Genomic DNA, 24693 nt, shown 5'->3' with positions numbered 1-24693 from the left:
ATTTATTAATCATTTGGAAATTTTCTCGCTTCTGGCTAATGTGGCGGATGCGAAGTCTCTCGTTATTCATCCGGCAAGTACGACACACTCGCAGCTTTCAGAAGCGGAGTTAAAAGACGCCGGTGTTACTCCTGATTTAATCCGGCTGTCTATCGGAATCGAAGATCCGGACGACTTAATTGACGATCTTGCACAGGCGCTGGAAAAAGCAGCGGTACAAAACAGCGGTATAAAATAAAGAGAAAAGGAAGATTTGAACAGGCAACTACTGTTAAAAACTAAGTTTGTTCACCTACAAAAAATTTGAAAAAGAAAAAAGATCGCTTTTAACTAATTAAGGCGATCTTTTTTTGTTATGTATGGAATAAAGACGAAATTAGCAGGTGAAATTGGATTGAATGAAGGAGTAAGCTTAACCAAAACTTTTGGTTTTCCCTCATCATTAAAGGTAAAGAAAAGTCCCGCATCTTTACGTTTTTCGTATGATGCGGGACTTTCTATAAATTAACACGAATATTAGGCTGATTCAGAGGTAGCTTCCGGTTTAGGCACCCCGCCTTTACGGGTAACACTGTGGCGGCCATCGATACTAACAGGTACATCACCGGTTACTGTGACCCGGCGTACTATACGGTGTTGATTCCCGTAGTCATTAATCGCATAGTGCTGTGTTGCACGATTATCCCAAATCGCGATGTCGCCAGCGGCCCAACGCCAGCGTACAGTATTCTCCAATCTAGTGATATAATCTTGTAAAACTGAGATAATATGAGCGGAATCGGACGATGGTACACCCAGAATTTTCTTGACGAAATGCCCGAGTATCAATGTGCGCTCGCCCGTTTCCGGGTGTACCTGGACTACCGGATGTTCCGTTTCATATACAGTGGAAGTAAACACTTCACGGTAATGCTGCACGGCTTCCGGGGAAGCTTTTATATGCCGGCCTGCATAGTCATACTCATTCGTGTGCAGTGCCCAGAGTTTATCAGCGAGATCGCGTAAAGCAGGAGGCAGGTCTTGATATGCGGCTGCGGTATTTGCCCATACTGTATCGCCGCCAGCAGGCGGAACAACAACTGCGCGGAGAATGGATGCTTTTGGATATGCATCCACAAAAGTTACATCAGTATGCCAGGAGTTGGCTCGTCCTCCTCCATGAGTGGAGTCAAGTTCATGTATATAGCTTGTTTTTTCTCTCGTTGGTACTGTTGGATGTGCAACCGGGTTACCTAACAACTGTGCCAGCGCTTCCTGGCTCGCGTCATCAATATGGTGCTGCCCACGGAAGAAAATTACTTTATATTTCAGTAATGCCTGTCGGATTATGTTCACTGTTTGAGCATCAAGATCCGGAGAAAGATGAATTCCTCGTATCTCGGCACCGATCCGGCCCGCTACGGGTTGTATTTCCACATTTGTATTGGTGATAATGTTTTTATCAACTACGCTCATAATAGTACCTCCCTCTATTGATTGTCCCGTTTTTTGGGGATTTAATGCTGCCCACGCAGTAGATTCTTACAAAAATCGGCCTTTTACTTTCAAGAAATACACTTGTTCCTCGTTTACATCAGCCTCCTTTATAATTGAAAGATTTTGCGGATAAACAAGAGGAGGCCAGCACAACCGCTTGCACGGTGTTCTGGCCTCCAGATGACTGGTCGGCAATCGCCTTTTGTCATGTAATTAAACAATGTAAATTTATCGGGTTACAAAGATATTATACTTAGTATAATTTGTTGTCAAGAGAACTATCAGAATAATTTTTAATATAACGCTCAAATTCAGAGTAAAAAACATCTTGACAGTGTATATTCAGTTCGATATTATTTATTCAAATTAACCTTATAGGAATTATTATCATAGTAGTTTGGTGCATGCCGGTGACTATAGTACTTTGGTTGATGAGCCCATACGGTATAAAGGTATCTGGCTAAATGACCGACTAGTCGACTAGAGGTCGTATTCTTCTACATTTGGAGAATACGGCCTTTTAATTTTTATCAAAAAGAGGTGATTATACATGAGCAAAGTACAAAAAAATTCAATAGTGATAAAAGATCTTTTTAAAAGCTATGATGGAAAGGCAAATGAAAATGTCATTCAAGAAATTAATCTTGAGATTCCACGTGGTGAATTCTTCATATTGCTTGGACCGAGCGGCTGCGGTAAATCTACATTATTAAACATTATAGCGGGATTTATTAGTAAGTCAGGCGGCGATTTCTTTATACAAAATAAAGAAGTAAGAGGTCCTGGAAAAGAAAGAGCGATGGTGTTTCAACAGCCTGATGCAGCGTTATTTCCCTGGTTAAATGTAAGGGAAAATGTAGAATTTGGTTTGAAAATGCAAAAGGTTAGTAAAGTCGAGCGAAACTCGATATCGGATAAATACTTACGCTTAGTTGGGTTAAGCGATCATGAAAAGAAATTACCGGAAGAGCTTTCCGGTGGTATGAAACAGCGGGTTCAACTGGCGAGGGTTTTGGCAAATGACCCGGAAATCTTATTGATGGATGAACCTTTTGGAGCTTTAGACGCGCAAACAAGACGGACCATTCAACAGGAACTGATTAGGATTTGGACGCATACAAAGAAAACCATTATTTTTGTTACCCATGATATTCAAGAAGCTATACTTTTAGGACAAAGAATAGGGATTATGTCGAAAGGCCCCGGTTCTTTTATTGAGGCAATCTATGACATTACGTTGCCTTATCCCCGTGATATCACAGCGCCAAGCTTCAATGACATTTATAGAAAGGTACAATCACATTTTGAAGGTAATGGAATGGCAGAGAATGTAGTTAATTTCTAGGTTTTGAATAAAATTACGGAAATCCGGAAGGAGGAGGAGAAGCTTGCGTAAATTCGTAAAGAAGCAGAGCAGAGTGAACCTTGAAGCTGTAAAGTTCGGCTTGTTGAGCTGGTTCTTAGTACTAATCATCTGGCAAATCATCTCTTTGTTTTCAAAACCAGAATTTTTTCCTGGACCCTGGCAAACCCTTCAAGGAGCCATTGAATTAATAAGGGATGGAACTTTGCAGCAGTATACTTTGATTAGTTATGGACGTATTCTCACAGGTTGGACCCTTGGCAGTTTGATTGGGATTCCAATAGGTTTATTGATGGGGAAAGTTCGACGTGTTCGCTTGTTGCTAGAACCATTTGTTAATTTCTTCAGATTTATTCCTGCGCTTGTATTTGTCACTTTGTTCATCCTGTGGTTGGGGATAGGGGAGCAATCTAAAATTGCTCTTATCACGTATACAACTCTCTTTGTAGTAACACTGAATACAATGGCGGGCGTGCTTGCAATTGATGAAAATAAATTTCGGGCTTCCAGGTCCATGGGGGCAACAGAGGGACAAATAATATGGCATGTGATTATCCCGGCGACGGTGCCTTATATATTTAATGGTATACGATTAGCTATGGGAAATTCCTTTATGGCGATTGTTGGTGCGGAAATGTTAGCAGCGAAAGAAGGAATTGGATACTTGATTTGGACCTCCAGGCTTTATCTTAAAACGGATTGGATTTTTGTTGGATTGATAACCCTTGGGTTAATGGGCTTTTTTATGGATAAAGTGTTAACAAATGCAGGGAGTCTCCTGTTAAAAAAATACGGCGTGAAAAAAGCGGATAGTACACAAAGAAGCATGCTCCAACAAGCTCAATAGAAAGGAATAAGAGGATGAGATCAAAAGTATATTCTTTTAAAATAGCAATTTTTTTATGGTCAATACTATTGCTTGCCATTGTTCTAAGTGGATGCAGCCAATTAACATCAGATAAGGAGGCGGCATCAGATAAAGAATCGTCATCAGGTGAAAGGCAAAAGGTATCCATCGCTTTAGATTCCGGGGTGTTTTCGCTCCCCTTTCGTTTAGCAGGGGATAAAGGCCTATTTAAAAAATACGGTGTTGATGCGGAATTCGCTACCTATTCTTTTGGGATTGATACATTAAATACTGTTATTACAAATCAGGCCGATATTGGAATTGCTATGGATTATGCAGCTTTGACTCGAGTAGGGAAGGGGGATTTGAAAATTGTTTCACGTTTTGCTATCCCCAATTCAAATCGACGACAACTTCTCGTTAAAGGAAACATCAATAAACCTGAAGATTTGAAGGGAAAACGTGTAGGAGTACAGAGTGGTACAGTGGTTGAATATATATGGGCGAGATATCTTGAAAAATATAATATAAAGAAAACGGATATAACGATTGAACCGCTGACTTCTACAGCGGAAATATACACCGCATTTGAAAAAGGTGAAATTGACGGGGCATGGTTTGACGGACCTTTTCTTGATAAGGCCAAAAATGTGGCAGGAGCTAAATTTTTAGCTGATCTTAACAATATTGACTTCATTATGAGAGGCTATGTAGTAGCAAGCGGGGATTTTGTGCAAAAAAATCCAGAGACCATCAGCAAAATCTTAAAGGCTTTAAACGAAGCGAATCCATATATTAAAGAACATCCTGATGAAGCAGCTGATTTAGCATTTAAAGAGTTAAAGTTACCTGCGGATAAGGTGCAGGAAGAGGTGAAAAGAGATTGGGTATTTGATATTACATTTAACCAGGATGATATAAAGCATTTGCAGGATATCCTGGAATGGACCCAGAAAAATGGATTGATAAAGGAAAAGTTTAATATCAATGATAAGATTGCAGTCGCCCCCTTAGAGCAAGCACTTCCGGATAAAACAAATTAGTTTGTGAACTACCCGCCACCTACGCTTCGCTTAGAGGTGGGGGCTTCTAAGTAACCGTTTAAGTTGCTCGTTTTCTTTCATAACTTCTTCGGCATCAAGGACCGGAACCATAGAGAAATCAATTTCTCCATGTTTTCCGCTCTCGAACTCTCGCTTCCAGCGCCCCACCATGTTAGCAGATAACTCATAACGGCGGGCAACGGCTGCTAAATTACCGGTCTCTTTCGCTTCTTTCACCACTTGTTTTTTGAAATCAATCGAATACTTTCTTCTTGTCATTGATGTCTTCCCCCTCTGTCACTATAAGTGTAATCAAAATACACCCTTAGTGTCCAACTTCTCTAGGGGGCTAAAGAGATAGAACAAGATCGAGTTTTATTCGTAAGAGAATTGCGATAGTTGCATATGGCCGTCTGATTGTATCAAACAAGGGACTGCTGCACATCTCATCGTCGCATGTTAGATTGGAATACTATATAGACATTCATGTCGCTAACACAGCACCAGCAGATGATAAAATAAAGTTATTTCAGAATAGGCTTTTGTCTATGTCATAAGCCTATATATAAACATAATCTATGATGAAGTGCTAACACTTAAAATATAAAGGAGGTATACTCGATGTACGGGTATTATGATCCAAATTATGTGCAACACTATGATTATTTCGTTTACCCTGACTTCGATAGACAACCACAACTATTGGGAAGAGTTAATCAACTTGAAAGGCGTGTAAATCAACTAACCGCGCAAGTAAATCAGCTGCAAAATACGGTGGAACGCCATACAAGAAGGCTAAATCGGTTAAATCAACGTCTGCGTGTAGTTGAGAATAGGCTTCAAATACCTTTTACTCCTTATGAAGGTGGATTTTAGTTAATCAGAAAACGACCATGGTATTTTAGCCGTAACCCCGACATGAAAATTGAGGGAAGGCCAGCTGACTTTTTCGGTACGAAGGAAAAGAGAGAAGAGAAAGATAATGATTTCAATGTGGAAAAAGGCGACGGCCTTTTTCCTCCCTTGGATCTTTTTTCCTCTTCTCCTCTTTCTTTTCTCATGATTTTCACAGAAAAACGTTCATGCAGGGTGCTTACATCGTTGATGTACAAAGCATACAACTTGATGCTTAACGTCCGATAAGGCACGTTATATAAATAGAAGAAAAGTGAAAAAGGACAGAATGCAATGTCTGCAAATAAATGGACAATTGTACGGAAAATTTCTCGTAAGTTAGGTCCTGTATAGGTTGTTACCCGTGATAAGAATGGAAGAAAACAGAAGGGATATTTTAAGTTTTCTACTAGAAAAAATAAAGGGTTGCTCCGAGATCTGACCAACTAATTGTTACTGACATCGTATCCGAGTGCAACTTGGCGTTGTCTGTTGACCGATGGGAAATGTCGCAACGGGAAATTCGGTTTTCCCGTTGCTGGCTACTTGATAGGTGACCTTCTTCTAAATGAGCGTTTTGGGGGGTAAAAAACAATAGGTCGGCTCCCGTTCCCACATAAGTTTGTTCAATTGACTATCCATTCCTTCACCCCATTATTCAAATATTCATTTGACTGTTTTTATTATAAGGTATACAATAACATTCAAACAATTATTTTATTGTTAATATGAGGTGAAAAATGGAGAAACTAAAAAAAATAGATAGCTGTGAGATTTATTGTTTTGACGAAGAGAAGGTGAATCGTGTAAAGCAAAGCATCGAGGAACACGATACGTTAACTATTGTCAAAGTGTTTAAGGCATTGGCTGACGATACAAGGCTAAAAGTCGCATATGCGTTATGTGAAGAAGAGGAGCTATGTGTTTGTGATATTGCTAACATTATCGGCTCTTCTACAGCCACGGCATCCCATCATCTCCGTTTGCTTCGGAATATGGGACTGGCGAAGTACCGGAAAGAAGGGAAGTTAGTGTTTTATTCGCTACATGATGAACATCTTAAACAATTAATTACGCTTGCTTTTGCTCAACGAAAAGAGGTTGCCAGGCAATGAAAACAAGTGAAAATACACAACAGCTTGAGAAAAAAAGCGTCTATCGCGTGCAGGGATTTACCTGTACGAACTGCGCTGCTCAATTTGAACAAAATGTAAAAGCGTTGCCTGGTGTTAAAGATGCAAAAGTGAATTTTGGCGCATCTAAAATTTCTGTTGAAGGCGAGGCAACGATCGAAGAGTTAGAAAAAGCCGGTGCGTTCGAAAATCTACGGCTGTTCCCCGAAAAGCAACGGATCGTTGTTGAAAAAGAGTCTTTTTGGAAAAAAACGACGAATATCCGTACAGTGATTTCCGCTGTGTTATTATTGGTCGCTTGGCTTATTCGTGATCAGTATGGCGAAGAGCACTGGCTCCCCGTTTCGTTATATGCTGCTTCTATTCTCATTGGAGGATTTTCTCTTTTCCTAAAGGGATTTAAAAATCTCGCCGTGCTACGTTTTGATATGAATACTCTTATGACTGTCGCTATTATTGGCGCAGCCACCATCGGTGAGTGGGGAGAAGGAGCGACCGTTGTGTTCCTCTTTGCTATCAGTGAAGCGCTGGAGAGATACTCTATGGAAAAGGCACGTCAATCGATTAGCTCACTGATGGACATCGCGCCCAAAGAAGCGACAGTACGAAAAAACGGGCAAGACATACAAATTCCGGTTGAGGACATTCAAATCGGGGATATTATGATTGTAAAACCCGGACAAAAGCTGGCTATGGACGGCGAAATTGTTAAAGGTACATCTTCCATCAATCAGGCTGCGATTACTGGAGAATCCATTCCTGTGACAAAATCGGTGGGAGATGAAGTGTTTGCCGGAACACTGAATGAAGAAGGACTACTGGAAGTTAAAGTAACAAAAACAGTCGAAGATACTACGATCGCAAAAATTATCCACCTTGTAGAAGAAGCACAGGCTGAACGAGCACCTTCACAAGCGTTTGTAGACCGATTTGCCAAATACTATACACCGATGATTATGTTATTAGCACTGGGTGTTGCTGTTATTCCACCTCTCTTCTTTGGAGGAGATTGGAACGCATGGGTATACGAAGGATTGGCGATTCTGGTTGTTGGTTGTCCGTGTGCGTTAGTTGTCTCCACGCCAGTTGCCATTGTTACGGCAATCGGGAATGCAGCCCGTAACGGTGTGCTCATCAAAGGTGGTATCCATCTGGAGGAAGCAGGTTCTTTATCTGCTATCGCTTTTGACAAGACAGGCACACTGACTCGTGGGGTTCCTGTGGTAACCGATTTAATTCCTCTGCAAAGCCACTCAGCCGACGAATGCTTATCTATTGCAGCAACATTAGAAAAGGGCTCCCAGCATCCTTTAGCCTCTGCTATCGTACGGAAAGCAGAAGAGGAAGAGCTTTCTTTGCCTGACGTAGAAGATTTCTCCTCGATTACTGGTAAAGGGGTAAAAGCAACCGTAAACAGCAGCGAATATTACATCGGGAGTCCTCGCTTATTTGAGGAGCTCTTGTCCATTGGCAGAATGAAGGGTATTCAATCACAAATTGAGAAACTTCAGCATGAAGGTAAAACCGTGATGATTCTTGGTACAAGTGAACAAGCACTGGCTCTGATTGCTGTAGCTGATGAAGTTCGTGAAACCAGCAAAGATGTCATTCAAAAACTTCATGCAATAGGCATTAAAAAAACCATCATGTTGACAGGTGACAATAAAGCTACGGCTCATGCCATTGGAGAAAAAGTAGGCATCACTGATATAAAAGGTGAACTGCTACCTCAAGACAAGCTGGAAGCTATTAAGCAACTCAAGAAGTCCGGCCAACGTGTAGGAATGGTAGGAGATGGAGTGAATGATGCACCAGCGCTCGCTACTGCAACTGTGGGGATCGCCATGGGTGGTGCCGGTACAGACACTGCTCTAGAAACGGCTGATATTGCATTAATGGCTGATGATTTAGAAAAGCTTCCGTTCACGATTAAGCTGAGTAGAAAAGCACTACAAATCATTAAGCAAAACATTACATTTTCTTTAGCAATCAAGCTTATCGCTTTATTGCTTGTCGTTCCTGGCTGGTTAACGCTCTGGATTGCAATCTTTGCTGATATGGGAGCTACATTAATTGTAACCTTAAATGGATTGCGCTTACTAAGAGTTAGGGATTAACCCTGGCTCTTTTTACTTGTAGATGACAGACCTGATCTCCTGTTGATCATACATCCTGCTAAATAAACAGAATATTCTTAGTATAAAAATACTCCGCATATAAAATTCATCAAAAATAAAAGCCCGGATTACAAAAAACATCTTACCACCTCACTACCACATATGCTATCCCCTTTACATATTTATTTCGGTTTCAGCCTGGTAACCAGGTTATAACATAAGGTTACAAATATTTTTAACGCGTCATCGTATAAAAGAAGCCCATCTTAATTATTAGTAATCTTAATAGCTATAATAATTTATATGTATTTTACTAATGCTGTGACTTCCGGTAAAGTTGAAGTAGACACCTTTTCGAGGAAGTGTCTAAGCGGGGAAAGACAAATGAAAAAACGTTCCTTTCATTAAAATTTTCGAATGATTTATACTATTAAAACCCACTTTATTAATAAGAATAATAGAGATACAACAAAAAACATTTTTTCTCCGAATAGTGAACGGCAAAAATTGTTGAAACCACTCCTTATTAATAAAAAGAAGTACGATAAGTTTATATTCCTTTGTGAGGTGGATATCGTTGCAACTTCAGGTAATGAACAGTCCGTTTAATCAGGAGCAGGTAGAACTTCTTAACCGCCTTCTACCGACCTTGACAGAATCACAAAAAATCTGGCTGAGCGGTTATCTGGCCGCGTCCCAGTCTGCTTCCGTTCCGGGAACAACAGAAGCGCCGGCAGCAGAACTTCCTGTGGGGAACACCGGGCAGACAATTTCAAAAGAAGTGACCATTCTTTACGGATCACAGACAGGCAACGCGCAGGGGCTTGCGGAGAATGCTGGCAAAATACTTGAGGGGCGCGGCTTTCAAGTAACTGTCTCCTCCATGAGCGATTTTAAACCGAACAATTTGAAGAAAGTCCAAAACCTGCTTATTGTCGTGAGCACACATGGGGAAGGTAATCCGCCGGATAACGCGCTGTCTTTCTATGAGTTTCTTCATAGCCGACGGGCGCCAAAGCTTGATGATCTCCGTTTTTCTGTTTTGTCGCTTGGAGATAGCTCGTATGAGTTTTTCTGTCAGACGGGAAAAGAATTCGATCAGCGGCTGGAAGAACTCGGCGGCACACGGCTTTATCCGCGCGTTGACTGCGACCTTGACTATGATGAGCCGGCGGCAGAATGGCTTGAAGGAGTCTTTGGCGGCTTAAATGAAGCGCGGGGTGAGAGTGCTGCTCCTGCTCTGGCAACAGTACCTCAAGCAGGTAAACCGGCATATTCCAGAACAAATCCGTTTAAAGCGGAAGTGCTTGAAAATATAAACTTGAACGGCCGCGGCTCGAATAAAGAAACGCGACACCTCGAGTTATCGCTTGAAGGGTCTGGCCTCACATTTGAACCGGGTGACAGCCTCGGTATCTATCCGGAAAACGATCCGGCTCTGGTAGATATGCTTCTTGAAGAATTGAAATGGGATCCGGAAGAAAATGTGACGGTCAATAAACAGGGAGACGTTCGTCCGCTTAGAGAAGCGCTTATCTCTCACTTTGAAATTACCGTTTTAACCAAACCGCTTCTTGAGCAGGCGGCGCAGCTTTCAAACAATGAAGATTTACGGGAACTTTTATCGCCGGGCAATGAAGAAAAAGTAAAAGCGTATCTTGAAGGGCGCGATTTGCTTGATCTGGTCCGTGATTTTGGTCCGTGGGATGTATCGGCGCAAGAGTTTATCTCTATTCTCCGTAAAATACCGGCCCGTCTTTATTCGATTGCCAGTAGCTTATCCGCGAATCCGGATGAAGTGCATTTGACAATCGGTGCCGTCCGGTACGATGCACACGGACGCGAACGAAAAGGCGTTTGCTCCATTTTATGCGCGGAACGTCTGCAGCCTGGAGATACGCTGCCAGTTTATATTCAGCATAATCCAAACTTTAAGCTGCCAAAAAACCCGGATACGCCGATCATCATGGTTGGACCGGGGACAGGCGTTGCTCCGTTCCGCTCCTTTATGCAGGAGCGCGAAGAAACAGGGGCGAAAGGAAAATCATGGCTGTTTTTCGGCGACCAGCATTTCGTAACGGATTTCCTTTACCAGACCGAATGGCAAAAGTGGCTGAAAGACGGCGTGCTGACGAAAATGGATGTCGCGTTTTCGCGTGACACGGATGAAAAAGTGTATGTGCAGCACCGGATGCTTGAACACAGCAAAGAATTGTTTGAGTGGCTTCAAGAAGGAGCAACCGTTTATATTTGCGGAGATGAGAAAAACATGGCACATGACGTCCATAACACTCTTATTGAGATTATAGAAAAAGAAGGCGGCATGAGCCGTGAAAAAGCGGAAGACTATCTTGCCGACATGCAACAGCAAAAACGTTATCAGCGTGATGTATACTGATTTTGGATTGAAGGGAGTTTTTTCAACATGGTAAACCGAATTTTAAAAGCGCCGGACGGCCCGCCAAGCGATGTTGAGCGTATAAAAGAAGAAAGCAACTATTTACGCGGCACGCTGAAGGAAGTGATGCAGGATCGGCTCAGCGCCGGAATTCCTGAAGATGACAACCGTCTGATGAAATTTCACGGCAGCTACTTGCAGGATGACCGGGATCTCCGCAATGAGCGCCAAAAACAAAAACTTGAACCTGCGTATCAGTTCATGCTGCGCGTCCGCTTGCCGGGCGGTGTTGCGACACCGGAGCAATGGCTTGTCATGGACGAGCTTGCCCAAAAAAACGGCAACGGCACATTAAAACTGACAACACGCCAGACGTTTCAAATGCATGGTATTTTAAAATGGAATATGAAAAATACGATTCAGGAAATTCATGCGTCCCTTTTGGATACGATAGCCGCGTGCGGTGATGTGAACCGGAACGTCATGTGCAACCCGAATCCCTATCAATCTGAGATCCATTTAGAAGTATATGAATGGGCGAAACAATTGAGCAATTATTTATTGCCACGTACCAGAGCGTACCATGAAATTTGGCTGGATGAAGAAAAAGTGGAAGGCACGCCGGAAGTGGAAGAAATCGAACCAATATACGGACCGCTTTATTTGCCGCGGAAGTTCAAGATCGGTATCGCTGTTCCGCCATCGAATGACATTGATGTCTATTCACAGGACCTTGGTTTCATTGCGATTGTGGAAGATGGCAAGCTTGTCGGTTTTAACGTGGCGATCGGCGGCGGCATGGGCATGACGCATGGCGACAAAGCGACATATCCTCAGCTCGCCAAAGTAATCGGCTTCTGTACGCCGGACCGAATTCAAGATATAGCGGAAAAAGTCATTACGATTCAGCGCGATTACGGAAACCGTTCCGTCCGCAAAAATGCCCGGTTCAAGTACACAGTTGACCGACTCGGGCTGGAAACGGTCAAGGCTGAACTGGAAAACCGCCTCGGCTGGAGCCTGGATGAAGCGAAGCCGTATCATTTTGACCATAACGGCGACCGCTACGGCTGGGTGAAAGGTGTTCAAGGCACATGGCATTTTACACTGTTTATTCAGGGCGGCCGCATCGCGGATTTTGATGATTACAAGCTGAAGACCGGCCTGCGCGAAATCGCCAAAATCCATACGGGTGATTTCCGTCTGACAGCGAATCAAAACCTGATCATTGCCAATGTATCAAGCCAGAACAAGAAAAAGATTAGCGAACTGATCGAACAATACGGTTTGACAGATGGCAGACATTATACAGCACTCCGCCGCAGCTCGCTTGCGTGTGTCGCTCTTCCGACGTGCGGACTGGCGATGGCGGAAGCAGAACGCTATTTGCCCGTTCTGCTTGACAAAATCGAGACCATTGTCGATGAAAACGGCCTGCGGAACGAAGAAATTACCATCCGTATGACCGGCTGCCCGAACGGATGTGCACGCCATGCGCTTGGCGAAATTGCCTTCATCGGTAAAGCACCCGGCAAATACAACATGTATCTCGGCGCAGCCTTTGACGGCAGCCGCCTGAGCAAAATGTACCGCGAAAACATCGGTGAAGAAGAAATCTTGAGCGAACTGCGTGTGCTTCTTTCCCGCTACGCGAAAGAAAAGCAGGAAGGCGAGCACTTCGGTGACTTTGTCATCCGCGTCGGTATCGTCAAAGCAGTGACAGACGGCACGAATTTCCATGATTGATCAGGATGCACCAGAGACAGGAATGCGTTTCTGTCTCTTTTTTTGTGTCGAGTTAGTGAGAATTGAATCCAGATGATAATGGGCCTTTACTTATTTATTCGAGTTAAACGGAGTAGTAACCAGCAAAATTACTATCCTCATTTTGCGGTGGAATACGAATACAGGCATCAATCTAATCATAAACTATTTGCATTAAAAAAGTTAGAATTATTATTATATTCTAAAAATTATTTATGTTAAAATAACAGTATAATATCACTCAGGAGGGAAGCTATGTATCAAGAAACAATGCAAGCGTTATTTGACCAGGCTTTTCTTAAGTACAGGGATAACATTGCTCTCAAGTTTAAAGATCAGGTCTTTTCCTATGATCAAATTAGAAGAATAGCAAACCGCTGCAGTCATTCTTTAATTGAACGCGGCATTCATCCTGGGATGCGGGTTGCGTTGCTGCTCTCAAACTGTCCGGAATTTATTATATCCGATTTAGCTATCATGAAAACAGGAGCTACAAAGGTTCCGTTAAATGACATGCTAGGTAAAAAAGAAATTACCTACATACTCAGAGATTCGGGGGCTAAGGTAGCCTTTGTAGGACAAGAGTTTTTTTCTGTAATTCAGGACATTCGCAATGATTTACCCGATTTGGAATGGTTTGTTGGAATGGTAGAGGAAGGGAAGTGCCCGGATGGGTTTATCCCGTGGGAGACCTTCCTTGCTGGGGCAAGCGAGGCAGACCCGGAGCCTAGAGCCATGCCGGAGGATCCGTATCTATTGGCGTATACCGGGGGAACCACCGGGCTGCCTAAAGGTGTGGTCCACAACCAGCGTAACGGTTACATTAATATCTGTTCCCATGTAATTGAGACAGGTATCGGAGAAAATGAGCGAATGCTCTTCATGACACCACTTCCACACAGTGCGGGGCTTTTTACGCAGGCAGGATTGCTACGGGGAGCAACCGTCATAATCGAAGCAAAATTCGATCCAATACGTGCTCTTGCGCTTATTGAACAGGAGAAGATTACTTTTACCTTCATGGTCCCTACTATGATTTATCGAGTGCTTGATCAGTTGCGGCAAGCAAAATACGACACATCTTCTCTTCATACAATTATTTATGGAGCTGCGCCGATAACGGCAGAGCGGCTTAAGCAGGGACTTGCTGTTTTTGGGAATGTTTTTGTTCAATTTTTTGGCCAGACAGAGTGCCCGAATTTTATTACCAGGCTTTCGAAACATGACCATACGCTTGAACCGGATAAGATACATCGTCTGCGAAGCTGTGGGCGTCCTGTTATGATGGCGCGCGTACGGATTGTTAATGAGGAAGGACAAGAAGTGCCGCGCGGCGAGGTGGGGGAAATTGTCTGCTCCGCTCCGTATGTTATGAACGAATATTACAAGCTGCCGGACAAGACCGCAGAGACAGTACGAGATGGCTGGCTGTATACCGGAGATATCGGCAAAATGGATGAAGACGGATATGTTTATCTCCTGGATAGGAAGAAGGACATGATTATCAGCGGAGGAATGAACGTATATACGACGGAAGTAGAGAATGCCCTGCAAAAGCACCCTAAAGTGAGGCAGGTAGCTGTAATCGGAGTTCCGCATAATGAATGGGGGGAAGCGGTACTTGCACTAATTATTCCTGCGGACGATTCACTTACCGAAGAGGAGTTGCTTGACTTTGCTAAGGAAAATCTTTCTTCATACAAACGGCCAAAGAAAATAGAGTTTGTTACCGAGTTTCCGCTTACCCCTTATGGAAAACTTGATAAGAAAGAGCTGCGCAAACCTTACTGGGAGCAAGCAGGGAGACAAGTGAATTAGCAAAAAGGAGGGAGAACGTGTACGCAGTTCAGTCGGTCTGGCCGCAGGATAAAATAAAACAAACGATTATGAGTCTAAAGAAGGCCTGGTACCTAATGACAGAGCAAAAGGAAATCCCATATGATTATCTGCGACCCGTTGTCGCGGATTCCTGGCTTCGCTGCTTAGATGCAAACGTTCATTATACCAGGCGAACCGCTCCTCTTAAATGGCAGGAGGAATTCGTGCATCTTAATAGTAATAGCTTTATAGAAATTACCGCTCCCGTTTTTTCACAGCTGTATGACTGGATTAGTGAGTCCGGCTTCCTTATTGCCTTAGCAAATGCAGAAGGAATTTTGCTGCAAACGGCGGGTAAGGAGGATATGCTTGCTCCTGCCCGACATAATCAATTTATTCCAGGAGCGGATTGGAGTGAACAAGCAGCTGGAACAAATGGAATCGGAACATGCCTGGTACTTAACCAACCAGTGCAAATTTTCTCTTTCGAGCACTATTGTCAGGGCTGGCAAAATTGGACCTGCTCCGGAGCACCCATTCACGATCCACTAACAGGAAAAATATTAGGTGTAATAAACATTTCCGGCTATCAGGAAAATGTTCATGCGCACAATTTAAGTCTTGTTACAGCATCAGCCAAAATGATTGAACAAAAGCTTATGGAATGGCAGTTCCAGTTTAATAGAAAGGCCTACAATCTTGTTTTAGACAGGGACTCGGATGGTTTTATCGTTGTTAATCCCCAGGGACATATCCTTTCTGTAAATCCCAGCGCAAGAGAGCTGCTATCCTCTTCCTACTTCCTACATCGTAATTTACCTTCCAAACTGGTACAGATGCCGGAGTTGTACGAGAAATGGGAAAAGAGAATGATGGGAAGCGAAGTGATTGATGAAGAAGTTATGGTCTTCAGTACAGGTGGCAGGCAGCGGCTCGGTGTCAGTTGTATACCGATCGTTTATGATCGGATTGAAACCGGTACCCTTATAGTACTGCGTAGAATCAACAGGACTGAAAGCCTTCCAAAAAGTGAACGAACGATTGAGGAGACGCCTGCGAAACCATCCGTGGATCTGCCTATTATAACCGCCTCCGAAAAGATGCAAAAGGTACTTCATTTTGCAAGTCTCGCGGCCCGAAACGAAGCGAACATTCTTCTGCTGGGGGAGAGTGGAACAGGAAAGGAAGTACTAGCACGTTTCATTCATGATACAAGCACACGGAGACAGCGCCCTTTTGTGGCCGTCAATTGTGGAGCCATTGCTAAAGAATTAATTGCAAGTGAGTTGTTCGGTTATACGGAAGGGGCTTTTACTGGAGCTTCGAAACGAGGAAAGAAAGGAAAGTTTGAGCAAGCGGCGGGCGGCACGCTTTTTCTCGATGAAATTGGAGAAATGCCGCTTGATATGCAAGTTTCCTTACTCCGGGTTTTAGAGGGACGAAAGGTTTGCCCGGTCGGTGGGGAGGAAGAAATTCCTGTCACCTGTCGTATTATGGCAGCCACCCACCGTGATTTGTACAACGAAGTAGAAAAAGGGCGGTTCCGTGCAGATTTATACTACAGGCTTAATGTTCTTACCCTTGATATACCTCCACTACGGGAACGTAACGGAGATGTTCTTCTTCTTGTAGAGCATTTCTTGAAAGGATTTACCCGGAAGCTGCTTGATATGGATATCGAGCTTATTCGTTTTTTTCAGCATTACTCATGGCCGGGCAATGTACGCCAGTTGAAAAACATAGTTGAGAGGCTGGCATACCTAAGTGAGGGTAAAAAAATGACAAAGGATATGTTGCCGGCTGAACTGCTGAGGCACATGGAGCAGAGACCGACCCTGTGTGGGCAAAACGAAGGGGAAAAACGTTTAATACAGGAGGTGTTAAAAGAAACAGCCTCCTGCTATGCAGAAGCTGCCAGGAGACTGGGAATATCCAGAAGTACACTGTATAGAAAAATGAAAAAGTACAGAATTAAACCATAAAGGTCGCATACATGCGGCCTTATCTTTTTTCTCATGATGTATGATACATCTGTTTCAGTCGGACATAAAATGAGACAGTTGATAAGCATAAAAGACAGAAAAAAGCGCTTTCAATATTGGCATAGAATTTGCTCTGGTAAAAGGCATAGAGAAAAATCATACAAAGGAGGAAGCTTTGTGGCAAGAATACCTCAAATTCTAGCTATTGATGCTGGAGGAACAATGACGGATACGTTTTTGATTGATGCGAACGGAGAATTTGTGGTGGGGAAATCTCAGACCACACCGGAAGATGAGTCTGTTGGATTTACCAATTCAGTATACGATGCGCTCAGTTATTGGGGTATCAGTTCTGATGAAGCATTCTCTTCGCTTGTTTCAGGAATCTATTCAGGTACGGCTATGCTGAACCGTCTCTTAGAGAGAAAAGGACGGCGTATAGGATTGATTGTCACCAAAGGGCAGGAGGACTACCTTCGGATGGAACGGGGCCTTCAAACATATCTGGGTTATTCCTACTCGGATCGTTTGCACCTTGCTACTCATACTCATAATACTCCGCTTGTTCCACGGGAACGTATTCGCGGGGTTACGGAGCGCTCTGATTTGTTCGGTGATGTAATTATTCCGTTATATGAGGACGATGTACGACAGGCAGTAAAGGAACTGATTGCCGAGGAGATCGAATATTTGTGCGTAAATCTTCTATATTCCTATAAAAATCCTTCACATGAGCAACGGGTTAAAGAAATTGCGCTAGAGGTGTTTAAGGAAGAGGGAGTATCCATCCCGCTCTTCCTTTCATCTGAATTGTACCCGCTTCGTCGTGACTTTCCTCGTCTCAATACTTTGCTTATTGAGGCCTATGCTGCAGAACCGTCACGTGATCAATTGAAAAAAGTTAATGACGCGAGTAAAAAGCTGGGAGCAAATTTTGAGATGCGAGTAATGGCTTCTCACGGGGGAACCATTGGGATTGAGGCTAAACAACTAGCACGCACCCTGGTGTCGGGACCGATCGGCGGGGTGATCGGAGCTAAATACCTGGCGGATCAGCTGGGCAGTTCTAACGTGGTGTGTACGGATATCGGAGGAACAAGCTTTGACTTGGCCCTTATTACTGATGGAGAGTATCAAATTAAGAGCACACCGGATATTGCACGTTTCATCCTAAATCTCCCGCTTGTACAAATTGATTCTGTTGGGGCAGGTACCGGAACCTATATTCGAGTGAATCCATCGACAAAACGAATTGAACTTGGACCTGACAGTGCTGGCTACAGGATTGGAGTATGCTATGAAGAGGGAGACGTGGATACACCGACAATATCAGACTGTAACTTAATTCTCGGATATTTAAACCCCGATAACTTCCTCGGTGGAGAGGTTAAGCTGAATAAGGAACGGGCATATAAAGCATTTAAGGAACAGGTCGCTGATGTAATTGGCATGGATGTATATGAGGCGGCACAGGGTGTAATCAGCTTGTTTGAAGACTCGCTTCGTAATCAGGTGATTGCGATGGTTCTTGGAAAAGGGTATACACCTGTAAACTATACGATGCTCTCCTATGGCGGTGGCGGCCCCCTGCATACAGCCGGCTATACGGAAGGACTCGGTTTTCAGGATGTACTCGTACCAGCTTGGGCTGCCGGCTTTTCGGCTTTTGGTTGTTCGTGTGCTGATTTTGAATACCGCTATGACAAAACGGTCGATTTACCGATAGCTGGTGCTATGGGCGTTGATCCTTTAATTACAGCGGCGGCGTTGAATGAGGCATGGAAAGAGCTCCGGGAGAAAGTAAAGGCAGAGTTTGAAAAAAGCAAAGTAGACGAATCGCGTATTCAATACAAGCATTATGTACGTATGCAATACCAGGGACAGTTGAATGATCTTGAGATTCGCAGTGAAACAGGCCAAATAGAGAATCTCAAACAGCTTGAGAAGATTGTAATGAACTTCGAAGAAATGTACGGGAAGGTATATGCGCGCTCTGCAAAATCACCTGAGCTTGGATATCTAATTACGACAGCCGTTGTGACAGGGGTGGTAGAAGTCGAGAAGCCGAAGCTGCCAATTGAGCCGCTTAGTGAAGAACAGCCACCGGCAGAGGCATATAAAGGACAGAGAGACGTATATTATCGCGGCAAGTGGATAAAAGCGGACATCTGGGAGATGGAGGCAATGAAAGCAGGAAATCGTGTAAAAGGCATGAGCATTATTGAATCACCTTCTTCCACGTTTGTTGTTCCGTTGGGAAGAACAGCGTATTTGGACGTACACCGTATATTCCATCTGCAGAATGAAACTCAGAAATAAGGAGGGAATAAGCATGTCATTAATGTGGGAAAAAAGCATAAACCCAAAGGATGCAATTGGTTGGAACGGGCAAACGCTAAAACAAATGCTTGAAAAATCTGAAAAGTATCTGGAGGAAACTGGTCGGTATGCAGGACTCACAGAACTTGAGCTGAAGCAACAGGACCCTATTCGCTACGAAAGAATCTTCTCGCGCCTCCGTGGCGGCCTTGTTAACGCACGGGAAATTGCCCTAAATATTTCGGCTTCCCCTATTGTTAAGGAGATTGGTGAGCTCTGCTTTGCTCTTTATACCCCGGAAGGAGATTCTATCGCTCTTTCTACAGGAATTATAGTTCACGTGCATACGATGTCTGACGCGATTAAATACATGATCCGTAACGGGTGGGAAGCAAACCCGAAAATTCGTCCCGGGGATGTATTTGGAAACAACGATCCATTCATTGGGGATGTTCATAACTCCGACGTGCATACCATTATCCCGATTTTCCATGAAAATGAGCTTATTGGCTGGGCCGGGGGCGTAACACATGAAATTGACGTCGGTGCGTCAACTCCTGGAAGTATGGCATATGGACAAACAGGGCGGTATGAAGACGGGCTTATCGTAACCTGTGAGAAAATTGGTGAAAATGATGAGCTGTACGCCAGTTATGAACTGCGGGCAAAGAAGGCGGTACGTGCTCCCATGTACTGGCTACTTGATGAAAGAACACGCCTTGCTGGCTGCCAAATGGTACGGGATGCTGTACTGCGTGTAATCGAGGAAGAGGGGATTGAGACATACAAACGCTTTACGCGCGAGGTTATTGAAGAGGGACGCCTGGCATTTCGTGACAGAGTAAAGGAAATGCTGGTCCCTGGAAAATACGAGGCTCCTTCCTTTATGGATGTTCCATTTGAAGGTGAGGTTCGTATGCCGGCATATGCCGCAAAAAATCAGCTTATGCATGCACCACTTGAGCTGGAGATTGGAAAAGAAGGAGAGTTTGTTCTCAGTCTAGAAGGAGCAAATAAATGGGGCTATCACTCCTTTAACTGTCCACCAAGCGCAATGCAGGGGGCTCTCTGGGTGCAGTTGACACAAACCTTGATTCCAAATGACAAGGTCAATGATGGAGCATACTTTGCAACCAGGTGTATTCTTCCGAAAGGCTCTTGGTCTAATCCGGATAATGAAACCCTTTCCACTACACTTTCTTGGCTGTTCCTAATTCCAAGCTTTACAGGAATGATTCGCAGCCTTGGCCGCGCTTATCAGGCAAGAGGGTATGTCGAGGAAGTATCAGCAGGATATCCAGGAACATGGAATTTAACCATGGGTGGCGGACCGAACCAATATGGGTTAGACTCTGCTTTTACAAGTTTTGAACACTCCTGCCAAGGAACGGGCGCTGGTTTCATTAAAGACGGAGAAGGATACTGTGCCGCGATGTGGAACCCTGAAGGGGACATGGGGGATATTGAAGCATGGGAAATCCTTGAGCCGCTTCTCTATCTTGGTCGACGTGTAAAACCGCAAACGGCAGGTATGGGGAAATATAGAGGAGGATCCGGTTATGAGTCGCTCCGAATGGTATGGAAAACTCCAGAGCAAGTTATTTTCAATGTGGGAGAGGGGCATGTCTTCCACGGTGCCGGAATTTTTGGCGGATATCCAGGAAATACAGGCTATCGCCACAACCTTCATAATACGAATATAAAGGAACTGATTCAGAAGCAGCTCCCCCTTCCATGCAGAGAAGGTGATCCTGAAGATTCGCAATACAGTCCATTGGTGAAGGCAGAGAAAGAGGTTCTTGATTATCGGGCATTAACCTTGGCAGAGGACTTTAAGGAGCATGATTTATATCTGGCTGTGCAGCGAGGAGGTCCAGGACTTGGAGACCCGCTTGAGAGAGATCCAAAAGCGATTGAACAGGATTTGAATGATAGGGATATTCTGCCCCGGTTTGCGGAACGAGTATTTGGAGCCGTATTTACTTCTGATGATAAAGGAAAATACCGTGTAGATGAAAAAGCGACGGAGAAAAAGCGAAAACAAATACGTAAGGAACGTGCTGCTAAGTCTATTCCTGCTGCGGAATACATTAAGCAGCAGAGAGAACAAATTACAAAAGGGGATTTCTATTACCCTGTCCGTGATATGTATGTAAGTAGCTTTGAATTAAGCGAGAAGTGGGCAAATAAGTTCAGGGCCTTCTGGAATTTGCCGGCTAACTTCAAATTTTAAACAGAATGGAGTGATATAATGCCAACCTATGAGCGAAAAATGATAGAGGAGTTAGTAGACGGGAAGCTATCGTTCCGGCAGGTGCACAAAATTTTAAGTTCCTTTAAAGACGCGGATCGATTTGATCAATATGTCTCTATTTTGCAAGAGCGTGTTCCATATGATGATAAAATCATTATGCCATATGGACTGCACCTTAACATTGTAGCGAAGGAAACCGGGGAGCGGATTGTAAAGTGCGATTGCGGACATGAATTTTGCGAATATACAACAAATTGGAAACTCTTTGCTAATGTATATGTCCGTGATACGGAAGAAAAAATTATGGAGGTTTATCCTAAATTTATGGGATGTGACCCGAAATGGATGCATCTTCGTGAATTCTATTGTCCTTCATGCTTCACGATGCTAGAGGTAGAAGCCGTTCCACCTGGATATCCGTTTATCTTTGATTTTCAACCAGACATCGAGGCTTACTATGAGAACTGGTTAAACAGACCGGTTCCAACACCTTAAACAAAACGACCGACGCCCACAAGGTGTCGGTCGTTTTTCTTTTATCGAGGAGCTCAGCACTTGGAGCGGGGAGTTAGTGGTACATCTGGATTTTTATTAGTTAACATAATATATATTGAGGTTTGCAAAGCGAGAACTTATGGGGAAGTTGACTTAATTATTAGGTCGACCTCAAGGATTATTGATGATAGCCCTAGAAATTATGTTCACTTGCTAAGAGTACATAATTTTCTTAGCTTTATAAATTATCGTACCAAAATTCTTGTTCTAAAACAATAACGGATTTTTTGTTATGTGAACAGTAAATCCTGTGATCTAAACTTTTGGAGTTCTGAAGCATACCAAGGGATGGTAAGCCTATCCTTGTGTCTATTGTCTATAGTCAACCCCTCGACACGACAATATTTTTGAGGTTTCCTATAAGGACATGGCGTTGATAACATATTGAGGTATTGTAGTTCTGTTCCTGCAAAGAAGTACGTATAAGGAAATACTTTAGTTATGGTATAATTAGGTAAGTATTATAGCACAATTGATAATAAATAATTGGACAATAAAATTTTAAAAATTTGTTTAATCTCTGGGGGAATATCTGATGGTTGAACATGATCGGCAGGAGATAATTGGACATATATTAAAGAAAATTATTATTAGAATGGATTTTCAAGACATAATTAGGGTATCGAATAATGGATTAAAGGAAATACAAACAGTTTGCTTTAAGAATAATCTAGATGCAAGTTTAACAAGAACTTTAAGTCCTTTTGATTTTGACTTCTCAGATTATCTAACCGAAATGAACATTCCATATGAATATATAAAGGATATTACATCACATGTGTTTTTTAACAGGCAGGAAAACTTAACAGTTGAAGTGAATCAGTTTTTTATAAAAGTTACACAAGATGTTGGTAATGACTATATTCGATTTAGCGAAATGGAAAGAATTTTCTTGGCTCTTGTCAAGGTGCTGCAAACTAATGAGGAGATTCGAACGAGGAGGTTTTCACTTACGAAAACTAATGAAGTGTTTTATGAAAACCCAAAAAAACTTGTTCAGGACTTTAGAAAAGAAATTGTTGGTTTGGATTTTTACGGAGATATGGTTGATTGGATGAATCCTCTTTCTCAAATGAATCAGACTTTAAATTTTATGGTGGATGATTTACATGTAAATGTGGCAAAATTGCTGGATAATGGTATAATAGAGAATAAACCACTTATTCGTTTGCTACTTCAATTTGAGGCTCTGTGTGTGGATAAACCATTTGTTGAGCCGGCTGATCTTCTTACTCAAATGAATGAGCAAATTTATAATGTTTTTAAAGCAAGTTTATCAGAAGAAGGTCTTAAGAAAATTTCCGTTGGTGAAAGGTTGGGGGATTATCATGAACAGATATCAGACTGATGGATACAAAGAATTTAAGCCGCGCAGTAAAAATAATACCTTTCGCCCTGTTGAAAAAGCTCTTCGTCCAATAAATCGTACTTCAATATACTATGGTCACAGTCTGAGGGCTAATATTTATGAAGCTAACAAACAAGTTCATAAAACTAAATGATAAATTAAGTATATACGTTATTGGTTATGAGAAAAAAGGCGAAAGTATTTTAGTTAATTTTGCTGATAAATTTTTTGGTGTTGTGGACTGCTATAGGACTTCACAATACTCAAAGACTGTAGAGTTCATACAAAGTCTGGGTATTAATCACCTAGACTTTGTTTGTTGGACGCATACTGATGAAGACCATACTTTGGGCTTATCTGAGGTTATGGAGAATTACGTTGATTACGAGAAAACAATGTTTATAACACCAGAAGGTTTTGCTCCAAAAGAAATTTTTAGTAAATTTGAGGATGATTTTGATGTGGAATATAAAAGAATATTTGAATTAGCAGAGCAAAATATTCATCCTGCAAATCATTTCTCGGCAAATCATGGTTTTTCCCGTACTTTTTATTATAATTTTGCTGGTAGTACAACCCCTCTAAAACTAGAATTAAAGAGTTACTCACCTTTATCCCATATAGTAAAAGGGCTTTCGCTTAAGGTAGTAGAAAGTTATTTTAGTGAACACAACAAGATTAGGTCTCATCCAAACTTTTTTTCCATTACTTTAAGGTTGTTAATTACACATCCTGATATAGTACCAATCTCAGTATGTCTTACAAGTGATTTAGACAATTATGTTATTAAAAAAATGCTAAGAAATGAAGCAGAAGACTGCTTTAGTGACAATTTAATTATGAAGATTCCTCATCATGGCTCACCTAACTCAAATGAAATATTTCGATTTATCAATAGCTTGAGTCATGCTGTAACAACTACATACTCAAGTAGTAGCTTACCTCGTCCTGAAATAATAAATCAATATAAATCTAAAAAAAGCATTGTTTCTAACACAGGATTTAAAAGTGGTGATTTCGGCATAGTGCATTATGATGTATTCTTAAAAAAGCATCCAGTTAATCTTGTCAAAGTAACCCATATGGGTGCTGCTGATTATTGTTAAGTGGGGGTTTAGAAATTAAAAATTTAACCTTGTCCATAGTTGTTTTCCTTTACGTTGGATTTGGACAGGAACCACCTGTGCTTTCCATTGTAAAGGATTTTTTATGCCAGGATAAGGAAAATGAACCCATCTAATTTTAATGCAACGCTAGTGATGTTATACATAAAAAAGAAAAATTTATCTTACGAAGGGGGGAGTTAGAGTGAACCATAATAACCTACATAGTCATACTAGCAAATGCCTTGATTAACTCTAAATCTCCGTATTTACTTTACC

18 protein-coding genes are annotated in these 24693 nt (G+C 42.5%); 16 read left to right on the top strand and 2 right to left on the bottom strand.

Going from position 1 to position 24693, the window contains the following annotated elements:
• On the top strand, window positions 1-238 hold a 238-nt coding region (locus ADA01nite_RS14010), incomplete at its 5' end, for a PLP-dependent transferase (RefSeq protein WP_146810900.1).
• Between the two features lie 278 nt (window positions 239-516).
• Here ADA01nite_RS14010 and ADA01nite_RS14005 read toward each other — a convergent pair.
• Entirely contained in the window at window positions 517-1455 is a 939-nt protein-coding gene (locus ADA01nite_RS14005) for a TauD/TfdA dioxygenase family protein (protein WP_146810899.1), read from the bottom strand.
• A 571-nt stretch (window positions 1456-2026) separates the two neighbouring features.
• Here ADA01nite_RS14005 and ADA01nite_RS14000 point away from each other — a divergent pair.
• Genes ADA01nite_RS14000 through ADA01nite_RS13990 form a run of 3 tightly spaced genes read left to right on the top strand, consistent with a single transcriptional unit; the run spans window position 2027 to window position 4729 of the window.
• Window positions 2027-2821: an ABC transporter ATP-binding protein gene (locus ADA01nite_RS14000; RefSeq protein ID WP_146810898.1), complete on the top strand. Its 795-nt coding sequence runs from the start codon at window positions 2027-2029 to the stop codon at window positions 2819-2821.
• Window positions 2822-2864: 43 nt separating this feature from the next.
• Window positions 2865-3686, top strand: coding sequence for an ABC transporter permease (locus ADA01nite_RS13995; RefSeq protein ID WP_246147345.1), 822 nt, complete (start codon window positions 2865-2867; stop codon window positions 3684-3686).
• A 14-nt stretch (window positions 3687-3700) separates the two neighbouring features.
• Window positions 3701-4729: an ABC transporter substrate-binding protein gene (locus ADA01nite_RS13990; RefSeq protein WP_146810897.1), complete on the top strand. Its 1029-nt coding sequence runs from the start codon at window positions 3701-3703 to the stop codon at window positions 4727-4729.
• A gap of 30 nt (window positions 4730-4759) precedes the next feature.
• Here the strand turns inward: ADA01nite_RS13990 and ADA01nite_RS13985 are convergent, their stop codons facing one another.
• A complete protein-coding gene (locus ADA01nite_RS13985; protein ID WP_146810896.1) occupies window positions 4760-5008 on the bottom strand; it encodes a transposase in 249 nt (82 codons plus the stop codon).
• 342 nt (window positions 5009-5350) lie between these two features.
• Between ADA01nite_RS13985 and ADA01nite_RS22955 the strand changes: the two genes are divergently transcribed.
• From ADA01nite_RS22955 to ADA01nite_RS13925, 12 genes are all read left to right on the top strand, one after another.
• Entirely contained in the window at window positions 5351-5605 is a 255-nt protein-coding gene (locus tag ADA01nite_RS22955) for a hypothetical protein (protein ID WP_174760612.1), read from the top strand.
• 758 nt (window positions 5606-6363) lie between these two features.
• On the top strand, window positions 6364-6738 hold the full coding sequence (locus tag ADA01nite_RS13975; protein WP_146810895.1) for an ArsR/SmtB family transcription factor: 375 nt from the start codon (window positions 6364-6366) through the stop codon (window positions 6736-6738).
• Window positions 6735-8873 carry a heavy metal translocating P-type ATPase gene (locus tag ADA01nite_RS13970; RefSeq protein ID WP_146810894.1) on the top strand — a complete coding sequence of 713 codons (2139 nt, stop codon included), beginning with the start codon at window positions 6735-6737 and terminating at the stop codon, window positions 8871-8873. The genes ADA01nite_RS13975 and ADA01nite_RS13970 overlap by 4 nt, the downstream gene beginning before the upstream one ends.
• Window positions 8874-9450: 577 nt before the next feature.
• Window positions 9451-11271: an assimilatory sulfite reductase (NADPH) flavoprotein subunit gene (locus ADA01nite_RS13965; protein ID WP_146810893.1), complete on the top strand. Its 1821-nt coding sequence runs from the start codon at window positions 9451-9453 to the stop codon at window positions 11269-11271.
• Window positions 11272-11298: 27 nt separating this feature from the next.
• Complete coding sequence (cysI, locus tag ADA01nite_RS13960) at window positions 11299-13017, top strand: assimilatory sulfite reductase (NADPH) hemoprotein subunit (protein WP_146810892.1); 1719 nt, start codon at window positions 11299-11301, stop codon at window positions 13015-13017.
• Window positions 13018-13290: 273 nt separating this feature from the next.
• Entirely contained in the window at window positions 13291-14853 is a 1563-nt protein-coding gene (locus ADA01nite_RS13955) for a class I adenylate-forming enzyme family protein (protein WP_146810891.1), read from the top strand.
• 17 nt (window positions 14854-14870) lie between these two features.
• Window positions 14871-16835 carry a sigma-54-dependent Fis family transcriptional regulator gene (locus tag ADA01nite_RS13950; protein WP_146810890.1) on the top strand — a complete coding sequence of 655 codons (1965 nt, stop codon included), beginning with the start codon at window positions 14871-14873 and terminating at the stop codon, window positions 16833-16835.
• A 177-nt stretch (window positions 16836-17012) separates the two neighbouring features.
• The gene (locus tag ADA01nite_RS13945; RefSeq protein WP_281286015.1) at window positions 17013-19154 is read left to right on the top strand and encodes a hydantoinase/oxoprolinase family protein; all 2142 of its coding nucleotides are present in this window, start codon (window positions 17013-17015) and stop codon (window positions 19152-19154) included.
• A 13-nt stretch (window positions 19155-19167) separates the two neighbouring features.
• Window positions 19168-21387, top strand: coding sequence for a hydantoinase B/oxoprolinase family protein (locus ADA01nite_RS13940; protein WP_146810888.1), 2220 nt, complete (start codon window positions 19168-19170; stop codon window positions 21385-21387).
• A gap of 18 nt (window positions 21388-21405) precedes the next feature.
• Window positions 21406-21903 (top strand): acetone carboxylase subunit gamma, encoded by a 498-nt coding sequence (locus ADA01nite_RS13935; protein WP_146810887.1) that lies wholly within the window; start codon window positions 21406-21408, stop codon window positions 21901-21903.
• Window positions 21904-22498: 595 nt separating this feature from the next.
• Window positions 22499-23311, top strand: coding sequence for a hypothetical protein (locus ADA01nite_RS13930; protein ID WP_146810886.1), 813 nt, complete (start codon window positions 22499-22501; stop codon window positions 23309-23311).
• 119 nt (window positions 23312-23430) lie between these two features.
• Window positions 23431-24417: a ComEC/Rec2 family competence protein gene (locus tag ADA01nite_RS13925; protein WP_146810885.1), complete on the top strand. Its 987-nt coding sequence runs from the start codon at window positions 23431-23433 to the stop codon at window positions 24415-24417.
• Window positions 24418-24693 lie beyond the last annotated feature (276 nt).

Source organism: Aneurinibacillus danicus (assembly GCF_007991215.1).
Taxonomy (GTDB): Bacteria; Bacillota; Bacilli; order Aneurinibacillales; family Aneurinibacillaceae; genus Aneurinibacillus; species Aneurinibacillus danicus.
The sequence above is the reverse complement of the archived record's forward strand: the minus strand, read 5'-3'. Positions and strand labels throughout refer to the sequence as shown.